Annotated in this window: 12 protein-coding genes and 1 pseudogene; 6 read left to right on the top strand and 7 right to left on the bottom strand. The window is 55.6% G+C overall.

The window, feature by feature from the left end; translation table 11 throughout:
• Positions 1-13: 13 nt before the first annotated feature.
• The 5 genes from CIK95_RS06625 (at position 14) to rsgA (ending at position 6406) form a co-directional block, all read left to right on the top strand.
• Positions 14-1261: an ABC transporter permease gene (locus CIK95_RS06625; protein WP_094466581.1), complete on the top strand. Its 1248-nt coding sequence runs from the start codon at positions 14-16 to the stop codon at positions 1259-1261.
• 142 nt (positions 1262-1403) lie between these two features.
• A complete protein-coding gene (locus tag CIK95_RS06620) occupies positions 1404-3071 on the top strand; it encodes an AMP-binding protein (protein ID WP_094466580.1) in 1668 nt (555 codons plus the stop codon).
• A gap of 19 nt (positions 3072-3090) precedes the next feature.
• Positions 3091-4755 carry an AMP-binding protein gene (locus CIK95_RS06615; protein ID WP_094466579.1) on the top strand — a complete coding sequence of 555 codons (1665 nt, stop codon included), beginning with the start codon at positions 3091-3093 and terminating at the stop codon, positions 4753-4755.
• Positions 4756-4913: 158 nt separating this feature from the next.
• Positions 4914-5474 (top strand): ribosome recycling factor, encoded by a 561-nt coding sequence (frr, locus tag CIK95_RS06610; protein ID WP_022310837.1) that lies wholly within the window; start codon positions 4914-4916, stop codon positions 5472-5474.
• Positions 5474-6406 carry a ribosome small subunit-dependent GTPase A gene (gene rsgA / locus CIK95_RS06605; RefSeq protein WP_094466578.1) on the top strand — a complete coding sequence of 311 codons (933 nt, stop codon included), beginning with the start codon at positions 5474-5476 and terminating at the stop codon, positions 6404-6406. The genes frr and rsgA overlap by 1 nt, the downstream gene beginning before the upstream one ends.
• A gap of 340 nt (positions 6407-6746) precedes the next feature.
• Here the strand turns inward: rsgA and CIK95_RS06600 are convergent.
• Positions 6747-7229: pseudogene (locus CIK95_RS06600) on the bottom strand (3'-5' exonuclease); the annotation flags it as partial.
• A 157-nt stretch (positions 7230-7386) separates the two neighbouring features.
• Between CIK95_RS06600 and CIK95_RS06595 the strand changes: the two are divergent.
• Complete coding sequence (locus CIK95_RS06595) at positions 7387-9249, top strand: bifunctional serine/threonine-protein kinase/formylglycine-generating enzyme family protein (protein WP_094385865.1); 1863 nt, start codon at positions 7387-7389, stop codon at positions 9247-9249.
• A gap of 91 nt (positions 9250-9340) precedes the next feature.
• Here CIK95_RS06595 and CIK95_RS06590 read toward each other — a convergent pair whose 3' ends face one another.
• The 6 genes from CIK95_RS06590 to CIK95_RS06565 all read right to left on the bottom strand — a co-directional run bounded on the left by CIK95_RS06590 (position 9341) and on the right by CIK95_RS06565 (position 13229).
• Positions 9341-10207, bottom strand: a complete 867-nt coding sequence (locus tag CIK95_RS06590; protein WP_094466576.1) for an aldose 1-epimerase family protein — start codon at positions 10205-10207, stop codon at positions 9341-9343.
• 11 nt (positions 10208-10218) lie between these two features.
• A complete protein-coding gene (locus tag CIK95_RS06585; protein WP_094385868.1) occupies positions 10219-10767 on the bottom strand; it encodes a hypothetical protein in 549 nt (182 codons plus the stop codon).
• Positions 10745-10966 (bottom strand): DNA-binding protein, encoded by a 222-nt coding sequence (locus CIK95_RS06580; protein ID WP_094385870.1) that lies wholly within the window; start codon positions 10964-10966, stop codon positions 10745-10747. Before CIK95_RS06580 ends, CIK95_RS06585 begins: the two co-directional genes overlap by 23 nt.
• A 9-nt stretch (positions 10967-10975) precedes the next feature.
• A complete protein-coding gene (locus CIK95_RS06575) occupies positions 10976-11917 on the bottom strand; it encodes an SPFH domain-containing protein (protein WP_094385872.1) in 942 nt (313 codons plus the stop codon).
• 486 nt (positions 11918-12403) lie between these two features.
• Positions 12404-12871 carry a hypothetical protein gene (locus CIK95_RS06570; RefSeq protein ID WP_254046017.1) on the bottom strand — a complete coding sequence of 156 codons (468 nt, stop codon included), beginning with the start codon at positions 12869-12871 and terminating at the stop codon, positions 12404-12406.
• Positions 12872-12896: 25 nt separating this feature from the next.
• Complete coding sequence (locus tag CIK95_RS06565; RefSeq protein WP_094385878.1) at positions 12897-13229, bottom strand: hypothetical protein; 333 nt, start codon at positions 13227-13229, stop codon at positions 12897-12899.
• Positions 13230-13232: the final 3 nt, after the last annotated feature.

Here is a 13232-nt window from a genome sequence, read left to right as displayed (position 1 = left end):
CACACTTACGCCCATGAATTTCCCACTCTACATAGCCCGCAAGATATACAGCTATACCGGCGACAGACAGAAGGTCTCCAAGCCTGCCGTGCGTATAGCCATAGCCGGTGTGGCCATTGGTCTGGCGGTCATGATTATCTCCGTGAGTGTAGTCTTCGGCTTCAAGCATACCATCCAGGACAAGGTCATCGGCTTCGGCTCCCACATCCAAGTGGCCGACTTCATGACGCTGCAGAACCAGGAACAGTATCCCATCCAGATGAACGACTCCATGGTGCGCGTCATCCGCGACATCCCCGGAGTGGCCCACGTGCAGCGCTATGCCATGAAGCAGGGCATACTCAAGACCGACAAGGACTTCCTGGGCGTCATGTTCAAGGGCGTAGGTCCCGACTACGATACCACCTTCCTCCACAAGAACCTCGTGGAAGGCACCATCCCCCGCTTCTCCGACCAGAAGAGCAGCAACCATATCCTCGTCTCGCGCAAGATGGCCGATATGCTTCAGGTCAAGTGTGGCGACAAGATTTTTGCCTATTTCATCGACCAGCAAGGGGTGCGCGCCCGCCGGTTTACCATCCAGGGCATCTATCAGACCAATCTTACCCAATACGACCGCACCACCTGCTTCATAGACCTTTATACCGCCGTGAAGCTCAACGGCTGGGAGTCCGACCAGGCATCGGGTGCCGAGGTCACCGTCGCCGATTTCAGTCGCATCGATGATACCGAGTCGCTCTTCATCGACCGCATCAACCGCTCCATGGACAGCTATGGAGCTACCTATTCCTCCAAGACCATCCAGGAGATTAATCCGCAGATTTTCCAGTGGCTCAATCTGCTCGACCTCAATGTCTGGATTATCCTCGCGCTGATGCTGGCGGTGGCAGGAGTCACCATGGTGTCGGGCCTCCTTATTATAATATTGGAGCGCACCACCATGATAGGCGTGCTCAAAGCCCTCGGTGCGCGCAACAAGACCATCCGCCACATGTTCATTTGGTTTGCCGTGTTCATCATCGGTCGCGGACTGCTGTTGGGCGACGCCATCGCCCTGGGGCTGCTTCTGCTGCAGCGCTATACCGGCGTGGTCAAGCTCGACCCCACGACCTATTATGTCGAGACGGCTCCCGTCGAAATCAATGTTCCCATCATCATCGCCCTCAATGTGGTAACCCTCGTGGTGAGCGTCTTCGTGCTCATCGCCCCCAGCTACTTTGTCTCCCACATCCATCCCGCCAAGAGCATGCGTTACGAGTAGCGTGCCCGAAATAGCCACCAATCCACCCGTAATAAGGTAGAGAAAAGTACAAATTATCGTGATTTGTGTAAAATACTGCACAATATGTTTTGCAGTGTGCAAATAAGATAGTATCTTTGCACATAAATTACTCTTATGTGCAATGGATTTGACACCGAGCTTTATTGAATATATTGAAAAGGCTGTCGTGGAGAACTGGGATAGAGACGCCCTCACAGACTATAAAGGAACCACTTTACAGTACCACGATGTAGCCCGCAAAATCGAAAAACTGCACATTCTCTTTGCCAATAGCGGTATAGAGAAGGGCGACAAAATAGCCCTGTGTGGTCGCAACAGTTCCAATTGGGCTGTGGCGTTTTTGGCTACACTTGCCTATGGCGCTGTAGCCGTTCCTATACAGAATGAATTTACTCCCGACCAGATTTACAACATCGTCAATCATAGCGAAGCCAGACTGCTCTTTGTGGGCGACGTGGTGGCTACGCAGATAGACGCTTCGCAGATGCCCGCATTGGAAGGCGTGTTCTATCTGCCCGACTTCTCGCTCACGCTCTCGCGTTCCGAGCAGCTCACCTATGCACGAGAGCATCTCAACGAGATGTTTGGCAGTAAGTTCCCCAAGTTCTTCCGTCGCGAGCATGTGGCCTATCACCACGGCGATGCCGAAGACGTGGCGCTCATCAACTATACCAGCGGTACCACCGGCTTCTCCAAGGGCGTGGTGCTGCCTTATCGTGCGCTGTGGAGCAACTTCGACTTCCTCAATGGGATGATGGGCAAGCATATCCCCCGTGGCAGCAACTGCGTGTGCATTCTGCCCATGGCCCATATGTATGGACTCATGGACGATGTGCTCTTCCAGTTCTGTTTGGGCAGCCATATCTTCTTCCTTACCCGCATGCCCACTCCCACGCTCGTGGCCGAGGCTTTGGCCGAGATACGTCCGCGCCTCATCTGCTCGGTTCCCCTTGTGGTCGAGAAGATTGTGCGCAAGAAGATCTTCCCCGAATTTCAGACCAGCATGGTGCGCCTGCTCATGAATATGCCCCTCCTTCGCGACAAGGTCAAGGAGCGTATCTGCGAGCGTGTACGCGAGGTATTCGGCGGCAACCTCTACCAGGTTATGGTTGGTGGAGCCAGTCTTAGCCGTGAGGTCGAAGAGTTCTTTGTCAGCATCGGGTTCCCCATCACTGTGGGCTATGGCACCACCGAGACCGCCCCGATGATTACCATGAGCAACTGGGACGACTTCGTGCCCGGCTCTTGCGGTACCCCTGCCACCCACATGGAGGTGCGCATCGCCAGCGAAGACCCCGAGCATGTGCCCGGAGAAATCATTACCCGCGGCTTGAACGTGATGCTCGGCTATTATAAGAACGAGGAAGCCACCCGCGCTGTCATCGACGTCGACGGATGGTTCCATACCGGCGACCTCGCCACCATGAGTGCCGACGGCCATGTCTTCATCCGCGGCCGCATCAAGAACATGCTGCTCGGAGCCAACGGCCAGAATGTCTATCCCGAAGAGATAGAAGACAAGCTCAACTCTATGGCCCTCGTCGGCGAGAGCCTTGTGGTGCAGCGTGGCGACCAGCTCGTGGCTTTGGTCCACCCCGATGTCGAGGAGGTCAAGAGCATGGGCTTCGACGATGCCGACCTGCGCGGCGTCATGGAGCAGAACCGCATCGAGCTCAACAGCAAGCTGCCCCATTTCTGCAAGATTGCTGCCATACAGCTCCATGCTACCGAGTTTGAGAAGACACCCAAGAAGAGTATCAAGAGATATAAATACCAACAATCTATATAACCAATTAATAAGAAGCATTATGATGGAAATTCCAAGCTTCAATGCTCTCATTGAGAAGAGCATCATCGACCATTGGGACAGTGATGCACTGACCGATTACAAGGGAATAACGCTGCAGTATCATGACGTGGCGCGCAAGATAGAGAAACTGCACATCCTATTTGAGAATAGCGGTGTGCAGAAGGGTGACAAGATAGCCCTTTGCGGCCGCAACAGTTCGGCTTGGGCCTGTGCCTTCCTGGCCACGCTCACCTATGGTGCCGTAGCCGTACCCATCCTGCACGAGTTTACCCCAGACCAGATATACAACATTGTCAATCACAGCGACGCCAAGCTGCTCTTCGTGGGCGATGTCGTCGCCACCCAGATAGATGGCACCAAGATGCCCGCTCTTGAGGGCATCGTCTATCTCCCCGACTATTCGCTGGTGCTCTCGCGTACCGACAAGTTGACCTACGCACGTGAGCATCTCAACGAGATGTTCGGTCACAAGTATCCCAAGTACTTCCGCAAGGAACATGTGTCCTATTACAAGGAGCAGAGTCCTGAAGAACTGGCGCTTATCAACTACACCAGTGGCACTACAGGCTTCTCCAAGGGAGTGATGCTGCCTTACCGTTCGCTTTGGAGCAATGCCGACTTTGCCCGTACGGTAATCGGCAAGCACATTGCAGTGGGCGACAAGGTGATAAGCATCCTGCCCATGGCCCATATGTATGGTATGGCCTTTGAGTTCCTCTTCGAGTTCCTCTCTGGCTGCCATGTCTATTATCTCACCCGTATTCCCAGCCCCGCCATCATCGCCCAGGCCTTTGCCGACGTGCGTCCACGCATCATTATTGCCGTGCCGCTCATCATCGAGAAGATTATCCGCAAGAAGGTGTTCCCCAAGCTGCAGACCAACAAGATGCGACTGCTGCTCAATATGCCCGTCATTAACAAGAAGGTCAACGAGAAGATTTGCGAGCAGGTTACCGCTGCCTTTGGAGGCAATTTCTATGAGATTATCGTAGGTGGAGCCGCCTTCAGTCAGGAGGTCGAGAGCTTCCTCAACCGTATCGGCTTCCGCTACACGGTGGGCTATGGCGCTACCGAGTGCGGACCCATCATCTGCTACTCCGACTATGCGTCTTTCGCCAAGGGCAGTTGTGGCCGTGCAGCCCTCCATCAGGAGGTACGCATCGTGAGCCCAGACCCAGAGAATGTGCCTGGCGAGATACTGACCAAGGGTCCCAATGTGCTTCTGGGCTACTACAAGAACGAGGACGCCACCCGCGCCGCTATCGACGAGGACGGCTGGTTCCACACCGGCGACCTCGGTACGATGGATGCCGAGGGCAACGTGTTCATCAAGGGTCGCTCCAAGAACATGCTGCTCGGTTCCAACGGACAGAACATCTATCCCGAGGAGCTCGAAGACAAGCTCTCTTCGATGCCGCTTGTCGCCGAGAGCGTAGTCATCCAGAAGGGCGACAAGCTGATTGGCCTTCTCCATCCCGACTATGATGAGGCCAAGGTTATGGGTCTCAAGCCATCAGACATCGAGAGCATCATGGAGCAGAACCGCCAAGACTTCAATGCAGTGATGCCCGCCTATGCCCGTCTTTCGGCTGTCCGCATCCAGGAAGAGGAGTTTGAGAAGACTCCCAAGAAGAGTATCAAGCGCTATCTCTACACCGAGTAGCAATATATAGACAGAGACCGAAGGGCCACACCTCCTACTTGCAGACGAGTAGGGGTGTGGCCCTTTTTTGTTGCCTGTCAGCAAATTTGTTGGTAAAAATATTGCGTAATTAGGCGGAAATACCTAAATTTGTCGTAAAGAACAAAAACACTAAGATTATGATAGACGTAAAGCAGACTTTAAGCGACGCCGAAGAGCGTATGGAGATGGCAGCGATGTATCTCGAAGAGCAGTTGGTACGCATCCGTGCCGGCAGAGCCAATGTGGCTCTCCTCGATGGAGTGAGAGTTAACTCTTATGGCTCTATGGTTCCCCTCAACCAGGTAGCTACCGTCACCGTGCCCGACGCCCGTACCATAGCCATCCGTCCCTGGGACAAGAAGGCCATCAAGGATATCGAGAAGGGTATCATGGACAGCGATGTAGGCATCACTCCCGAGAACAATGGCGAGGTGGTTCGCCTCAATCTTCCACAGCCCACAGGCGAGCGCCGTCAAGAGTTGGTAAAGCAGTGCAACAAGATAGGTGAACGCGCCAAGGTAGAGGTGCGCAACGTGCGTGGAGAAATCAAGGACAAACTCAAGAAGGCCATCAAGGACGGTCTGTCTGAAGACCTTGAGAAGGACGCTGAGAACGATTTGCAGAAGGTTCACGACAAGTATATCAAGAAGATAGACGAACTGCTCGATGCCAAGCAGAAAGAGATAATGACCGTATAGTGAAGGGACTCGTCATCAAGAACACCGGCAGCTGGTACACCGTGCGCACCGACAATGGCGAGACGGTCGAAAGCAAGATTAAGGGCAATTTCCGTCTCAAGGGCATACGCAGCACCAATCCTGTGGCTGTGGGCGACAGGGTCGAGATAGCGCTCAATCAGGAGGGAACGGCATTCATCACCGCCATCGAGGACCGGCGCAACTACATCGTGCGCAAGTCGCAGAACCTCTCCAAGCAGAGCCACATCATTGCCGCCAATGTCGACCAGGCGTTCCTTATCGTCACCGTGAGCCATCCGCAGACCTCCACCACCTTCATCGACCGCTTTCTTGCCTCAGCTGAGGCTTACAGTGTGCCGGTGGTACTGGTCTTCAACAAGACCGACCTGCTCTCTCCCGAAGAGTTGCACTATCAGGCGATGATGGTGAGCCTCTATGAGACGGTGGGATATGAGTGCCGCCAGATTTCGGCTGCCACAGGCGAAGGAGTGGCTCAGCTCGTCGACCTGCTTCAGGGCAAGGTGACCGTGCTCAGCGGCAACAGCGGTGTAGGCAAATCCACGCTTATCAATACTCTCGTGCCTGGAGCCCAGTTGCGTACCGCCGAGATTTCCGATGCCCACGACGCCGGCATGCACACCACCACCTTCAGCGAGATGTTGCAGCTGGCCGATGGCGGATATATCATCGACACGCCCGGCATACGCGGCTTTGGCACCTTCGATATGGAGCCCGAAGAAATATCCAGCTACTTCAAGGAAATCTTCCGCTTCTCCAAGGATTGCAGGTTCTCCAACTGCACCCACACCCACGAACCCGGTTGTGCTGTGCTTGATGCGGTAGAAAATCACTATATAGCCGCGTCGCGCTACCAGTCCTACCTCTCCATGCTTGAAGACAAGGACGATGGCAAGTATCGCTCGGGCTATTGAGTCCACATTTATCTGATAAGACCGCTGTCTGTCACGACAGCCATTCCATACTGTCCGCAGTGCCGATACCTTTGGCATTGCGGACAGTGTTTTTCTCCCCGTTCTGATGGTGTGCGTCCTGCGCGTCCAGCCCTCTTCATTCAGCCTGATAATATCCACGCTTGGGCGACGCCACTCTTCCCTCGGTCTTCAGTCGTCGCAGCGCGGCGTCTATCGTCTTGCGCTCTTCGCCCATGAGCTGGGCCAGGTCGGCAGCCTTGATGGGGCTGTCCAGTTGGCGCATACGGGCATAGACTATATCTGCCGCTTCCATATAGTAAGGGTCGTCGCCGTCGCCGAAGAGCTTGATGGCGATGGCAGCACAGGCTTCGGCGTCGGCCAGTGCATGGTGATGGCGCGACAGGTTGTAGCCACACCTCTCGGCTATGACATCGAGGTTGTGACGCCCTGTGGGCCATACGCGTCGCGACTTGACGAGCGTGCAGCAGAAGGGGTAGTCGGGATAGTTCATCCCATAGCAGCGGAAGACCGCCTTCAGACAGTTCTCGTCAAACGCCTTGTTGTGCGCCACCAGCGTGAGCCCCTCCAAGCGTGGCGCTATCTCTGCCCAGACTTCAGGGAAAACGGGAGCCTTGCGCGTGTCGCTCTCCGTGAGCCCGTGCACCTGGCTGCACCAGAAGTCGTAGTACTCAGGCACAGGCTTGATGAGCGAGTAGAAGGTGTCTGCCACCACGCCGTCGCGCACGATGACCACACCCACCGAGCATACGCTTGTGGGCTCCGAGTTGGCTGTCTCAAAATCTATTGCTGCAAAGTCTTTCATTGCTTACATGGTTTTTGTCATGCAAATATAGCACATCATTCTATCATTTGCCTCCGTCGGGATTGTTTTTTTCGCGAAGAAGATAAAAAACAGGCAGATTGCAAGCCGTTTTCGTCATTTATTATTACATTTGCAAGGCAATAAACAGTTTACCTATATGGATATGACATTCACGCTGCACCCTGGCGACAATCTTCAGGGTGGCAAATACCGCATAGAGAAAGTGCTGGGTCAGGGTGGCTTCGGCATTACTTACCTCGCCATTCAGGGCGGGCTGGAACGTACGGTGGCTATCAAGGAGTTCTTCATGCGCGAAGCCTGTTGTCGCGCCAGTGACAGTCGTGGCGTGACCCTTGGCACCGAGGGCAACCGCGAGACGGTAGACCGCTATCGCCAGAAGTTTCTCAAGGAAGCCCGCAGCATAGCCCGGCTCAACCACCCACACATCGTGCGCATCATCGATGTGTTTGAGGAAAACGGCACAGCCTACTATGTGATGGAGTATGTCGCCGGTGGTTCGCTGTCCGATAGGGTTGGGCGCCAGGGAGCCCTCTCTGAGTCCGAGGCCACGCGCTATATCCGTCAGGTGGCCGACGCCCTGACCTATATTCATACCCAGCGCATGACCCATCTCGACGTCAAGCCAGCCAACATCATGCTCACCGATAAAGACGAGGTCGTGCTCATCGACTTCGGTCTCGCCAAGCAGTACGACTCTGCTACGGGCCACCAGACCAGCAGCACCCCAGTGGGTATCAGTGAGGGCTATGCTCCGCTGGAGCAGTATATGCAGGGCGGAGTGGGCGAGTTCTCGCCCGAGACCGATGTCTATGCCCTCGGAGCTACATACTATAAACTGCTCACCGGACAGACGCCGCCCAGTGCTTCGTCTGTCAATGAGGACGGTCTTCCCCTCGAGCCGCTGAAGTCTCGTGGAGTCACCCCTCAGGTCATCACCGCCATCACCCATGCCATGGAGGGTCGCCGGCGCGACCGCCCCAAGACCGTTGCCGAGTTCCTGGCCGAGTTTGATGGCGTGGCCGGGCAGGCAGCCAACCCCAAGCCCCGTACCGATACCTCGCATGAGGCGTCGGGTTCGGGCGACGGCGATACCACTCTCAAGAAGAAAATTCCCGCTCCCCAGCCCAAGTCTCCCGCACGCCCCGTGGTCAGCCGGAAGACGATGATGGTGGCAGCCGCTGTCTTGGCGGCAGTCCTCGTTGTGGGTGGCATCGTTGTAGCCATTTCCCAGGCATGGCCATCCGGAGAGACGGCGACCGAGACTCAGGACAAGCCTGCCTTTGTAGCCAAGAAGATTACCAAAGACTCGGAGATGTTCTTTGTCGGTGACGTGAATTTTACTATGCGCTATATAGAGGGAGGCTCTTTCGACATGGGCGCCACGGCAGAGATGGATACGGTCGGCTTTAGTCTGGCAGAAGAGAAGCCCGTGCATAAGGTATATGTTGAAAGTTTTGCCATAGGCGTCTTTGAAGTGACGCAGGAACTCTGGCAGGCAGTAATGGGCACCAATCCGTCTTCTACCAAGTCCGCGTATTGTCCTGTTGAGAGTGTCAGCTGGAATGATTGTCAGGAGTTCATCCAGAAGCTCAATGCGATTACCGGCAAGCAGTTCCGACTGCCCACCGAGGCCGAGTGGGAGTATGCCGCTCGTGGCGGCAAGTATGCCAAAGGTTACCGTTACAGCGGCAGCAACAATCTCGGCGAGGTGGGCAGTTTCTACCATGGCTCTTGGCCAGCCTGGGCAAGCCGAAAGCCCAACGAGTTGGGGCTGTATGACATGAGTGGCAGCGTCAATGAACTGTGCAGCGACTATATGGGCGACTACTCTGCCGAGGAGCAGGTGTGTCCTGTTGGACCGGCTGCAGGCAGCGAGCGTGTGATGCGTGGCGGCAGCTTTGGCGATGAGCCTATCAACTGTCGTATCTCAGCCCGCTTTGGTATAGCGCCCGACAAGAGGGCTTCCAACGTAGGCCTCCGTTTGGCCCTTTCGCTCTGACATTGCTTCTACCGGCAGACAATAGAAAGCCGCAATAGCTCCTGCTTGTGCAGGGATGGCTATTGCGGCTTTTGCTGTTTGTGTGGTTGTGTTATCCGATGCGGATGGTGTATTCGCTCATGAAGCTGGCACCGGGCTGCAGGCGGTTGATGAGGTATTTCTCGCTCAGGTCGCCCGTAAACTCAGCCCAGTCGTGTATGCCGTACCAGGGCTCTATGCACACGAAGGGCGCGTTCTTGGCGGTGGGGCTCCAGATGCCTACTGCCGGCGAGCGGAAGCCTACGGTCACCACCGGACGGCGCTCGCGGTCGAGCAGAGCCACCTCGTGCAACTGCGACTCGTCGAAGATGAGAGCGTCGTCGTCGAAGTCGGCGCAGGTGAAGTGCCACACGTTGCCATCCATCTCCAGCGGATGATGACCAGGGGTGATGCAGCCGTGGGTGTTGCCATAGAGACGCTCGGCATCGGGGTTGTCGAAGCGCAGATAGCCGTCCAGCGGGTCACCGTCTTTCATTCCGGGCACGTTGAATGCGGGATGGCCACCGATAGAGAACAGCAGTTCGCGGCGGTCGGTGTTCTCCACGTGCCAGATCACGTGGATGGTGTTGCCGTCGAGCCGGTAGGTCACGCTCAGATTGAAGTGGAAGGGATAGACCTTGAGTGTCTCTTCGCTCTCGGTGAGGGCAAAGGTGACGCGGTGGTCGTTTTTGGCTACGAGAGTGAAGTCGCTCTTGCTGGCAAATCCATGGCGCAGCATGTGATACTCCTTGCCGTCGAGATGATAGGTGTCGTTCCAGAGTCCACAGACGATGGGGAAGAGGGTGGGCGAGTGCTTGGCCCAGTATTTAGGGTCGGCCTGCCACAGATACTCGTGTCCCTGCGCGTCGCGTATGCTCTGCATCTCTGCACCACGCTCGGCGATGGTGACAGAGAGAATGTCGTTGCTTAGTGTCTGCATATATGTATGGTTTATATCTTGGGTCTGAAGTTGAGTATTCTCAGTCGGGTGGTCTTGCTGCGGTCGCGCCGTCTGTACACGCAGACTACGGCTGCTGCCGCATTGGTGGCCATGGCAGCCAGACAGATGATGATAGCCGTCTCGGCGGCTGGTCTGCAGGGGATGTAGAAGGCTGCCAGCACGCCGCTCACCATTGCTGCCGCCAGGCATACGCCCATCGCGCGGGTGTAGGTGACCATCACCCGCAGCTGCTCTGCCGCCGTGATGGTCATGGGCATCTCTATGCGTGAGAGCGGGTGATAGGCTGCCCACAGGGCATAAAGCGCCAGATAGGTGTCTATGCCGCCGAAGGTTACGGCGCCAGCCCTGTCGCGGAAGGAGAGGCTGGTGTCGAGCCATGTCTCGGGGCCGGTGCTGAGCGAAGCGGGGCAGACCAGTGCCGTCAGGATGAGACCCCATGCCACAACCAGCATGACGATGGTGGCAGCCTCTGAGAGAGTGCCTGTCAGGGTGCGGTTGACCGTGAAGAACGGGCCGTCAGATGTTGTCGTTCTTTTCATCGTTGGTAGTATTCGATAGTTCACCGTTGCCCCCGTTCTTGTGCTTGGGCAGCCTCCTGGCCTTGCGCAGCGCCTCGTTGACAATCCATTGCAGTTGTCCGTTGGTGCTGCGAAACTCGTCGGCAGCCCACTTCTCGACAGCCGCCATCGTGGCGCTGTCGAGTCGCAGTACAAAGGGTTTGGTTTTCTCTTTTGCCATGTCTGCCTATTACATGTTGAGCGTGCCTGTGTTGACTACTGGCTGCGCCGTATCGTCGCCGCAGAGCACTACCATCAGGTTGCTAATCATGGCAGCCTTCTTGTCGTCGTCGAGCTCTATCACGCCGCCTTCTGCCAGTTTGTCGAGCGCCATCTTGACCATGCTCACCGCACCTTCCACTATCTTCTCGCGGGCGGCGATGATGGCGTCGGCCTGCTGGCGGCGCAGCATCACGGCAGCGATTTCGGGTGCATAGGCCAGATAGTTGATGCGGGCCTCTACCACCTCGATGCCAGCCATGGTGAGCCGCTCTTCCAGCTCGCTCTTGAGCACCTCGTTGATTTCGTCGCCACCGCTGCGCAGTGTCAGTTCGTCCTTGTTGTCGGTATTGTCATAGGCATACTGTCCGGCCATCTGTCGGAGGGCGGCGTCGCCCTGTATCTTGACAAAATTCTCGAAGGCGCGCATCATGCTGTTTACGTTGACACCTACCGAGGCTGCGTTGCTCGCCATGGTCTGGGCGTCGATTTCAAACATGGCCTTGTAGGTGTCTTTGAGTTTCCACACCAGCACCATGCCAATCATCACGGGGTTGCCCTGCTTGTCATTGACCTTGATGGGTTCGGCGTCGATGTTGCGGGCGCGCAGCGACAGCTTCTTTACACTGTAGAAGGGGTTCACCCACGAGTATCCCACCTTCTTGAAGGTGCCGTGGTACTTGCCGAAGAACAGCATCACGCGGGCCTCGTTGGGCTCTATCATGATGAAGCCGCACATGGCGACGATGGCAGCCAGCAGCAGTACGCAGCCAGTGACAATCTTGAACGCATTCTCATACTCGATGCCGAAGCCGAGCAGCAGGCCGGAAATTACCAGTGCAGCCACAATGGCAAACAACATCACGAAACCATTCAGGGTAAATCCCTTGAAGTCAAACTCTTGATTCTTCATAATTATAGCTGTTTAGAAAGTGATATTAATTTGATATTGCAAAGATAGCGACTTGCGTGATAACTTCCAAGCATTTTTCCAACTTTTTTTCAATTATTTTTCCGACCGTGCCTACTGCCCTCCCGATGACGGTGGTCGTCACTGCTGCATCGCAAGGCCCAGAGGGAAGCGTGGGAGGGTGGCTTGGCGTCATTATGGTCGTCATCGCATCCGCCGTAACCTCATCTGGCGGCTCGTAACGTAAGGCACGAAGGCTCGTATCATTTGTTACGTGGGCTCGTGCCTTACGATACGTGTCCACGTAACATACGATACGAGCCGCCAAAGGTGGTTGGCACGGTTCTGAAAGCCATGACTGCCAGGAATATAAATAAAGAAACCGAGACCGCCCGTAAATTCGGGACAATCTCGGTCGATACACACGTATATAAATATAATCCTATGGGCAGACATCTGCGCCCGGTATGTCGGGCTGTGGTCTCGCGGTCATCGCATCTGTAATGCCTGTCTCTGCCCGGGCTTGCGCGCCGGGCGATGGTTGGCCAGACGCTTCATCATCCGTCGTTCGAGAACGTAGACACGCTTGATCTGGTTTTGGGTGAGAAACTTGCTGTATTCGGCATAATACTTCTGGCGAATCTGCAGCAGCTTTTCGCTACGCTCAAACTGCCGGGCGATGTCCTGTTTGGCCTCGGCTTCGGTCTGCTGCTGTGCGTTGGCCTGTTTGCGAGCGCCCTTCATGCGAGTGCCCAAAGCCCAGATTTCTTTCTGGCAGGCAGTATAGGTCTCGACAAACTGCTTGGTGGTGGCTTCGTCGAAAGCCATGGTCTGGGCGATGTGCCGTGCCTGCTTGTCGGCCAGTTCTTCGCGCGTCAGACGCTGGCGCTGGTTGTTCTGTGCGCTGATAGTGGTTGTGCCCATCAGCATCAAGGCTGCTACGAGCCATAACTTCATAATGGTCTTCATCTTGTTATGTTTTTTATTCGTTGATAAATATGTCTTCCTGATACACCGAGAGGATGTAGGTCTGGTCGTCGTTGCTCAGATTGTCGAACGCCTGCTCCACATGGGCATAGTCTGTCGTGGATAGGGTAGACCATCTGCCGCCTATCATCACTACTATGCCCGTCACGGCTGCAGCTGCCAGCAGACCGGCTATCGAGCGGCGCAGGGTCATTGAGCGGTGGCGCCTGGGGCGCGATTGTGATAGGTTGCGGGCAAGTATCTGGCGTTCCATGTCGTCGAAGAAACCTTCGGGCACGCTGTAAGGCATGCGTTTGCCAATGTTGTCGAAATCGAATTGATGTTCCATATC

This window comes from Prevotella sp. P5-108 (assembly GCF_002251385.1).
GTDB lineage: Bacteria > Bacteroidota > Bacteroidia > Bacteroidales > Bacteroidaceae > Prevotella.
Note: the sequence above shows the minus strand (reverse complement) of the source record. Positions and strands in the feature narration are given on the sequence as shown.

What these genes read in the sequence shown, in the direction of transcription:
- CIK95_RS06615 (WP_094466579.1), top strand. Translation starts at nt 3,091, where the DNA reads ATGATGGAAATTCCAAGCTTCAATGCTCTCATTGAGAAGAGCATCATC.
- CIK95_RS06625 (WP_094466581.1), top strand. Translation starts at nt 14, where the DNA reads ATGAATTTCCCACTCTACATAGCCCGCAAGATATACAGCTATACCGGC.
- CIK95_RS06575 (WP_094385872.1), bottom strand. Translation starts at nt 11,917, where the DNA reads ATGAAGAATCAAGAGTTTGACTTCAAGGGATTTACCCTGAATGGTTTC.
- CIK95_RS06565 (WP_094385878.1), bottom strand. Translation starts at nt 13,229, where the DNA reads ATGGAACATCAATTCGATTTCGACAACATTGGCAAACGCATGCCTTAC.
- CIK95_RS06595 (WP_094385865.1), top strand. Translation starts at nt 7,387, where the DNA reads ATGGATATGACATTCACGCTGCACCCTGGCGACAATCTTCAGGGTGGC.
- CIK95_RS06585 (WP_094385868.1), bottom strand. Translation starts at nt 10,767, where the DNA reads ATGAAAAGAACGACAACATCTGACGGCCCGTTCTTCACGGTCAACCGC.
- CIK95_RS06590 (WP_094466576.1), bottom strand. Translation starts at nt 10,207, where the DNA reads ATGCAGACACTAAGCAACGACATTCTCTCTGTCACCATCGCCGAGCGT.
- frr (WP_022310837.1), top strand. Translation starts at nt 4,914, where the DNA reads ATGATAGACGTAAAGCAGACTTTAAGCGACGCCGAAGAGCGTATGGAG.
- CIK95_RS06580 (WP_094385870.1), bottom strand. Translation starts at nt 10,966, where the DNA reads ATGGCAAAAGAGAAAACCAAACCCTTTGTACTGCGACTCGACAGCGCC.
- CIK95_RS06570 (WP_254046017.1), bottom strand. Translation starts at nt 12,871, where the DNA reads ATGAAGTTATGGCTCGTAGCAGCCTTGATGCTGATGGGCACAACCACT.
- CIK95_RS06620 (WP_094466580.1), top strand. Translation starts at nt 1,404, where the DNA reads ATGGATTTGACACCGAGCTTTATTGAATATATTGAAAAGGCTGTCGTG.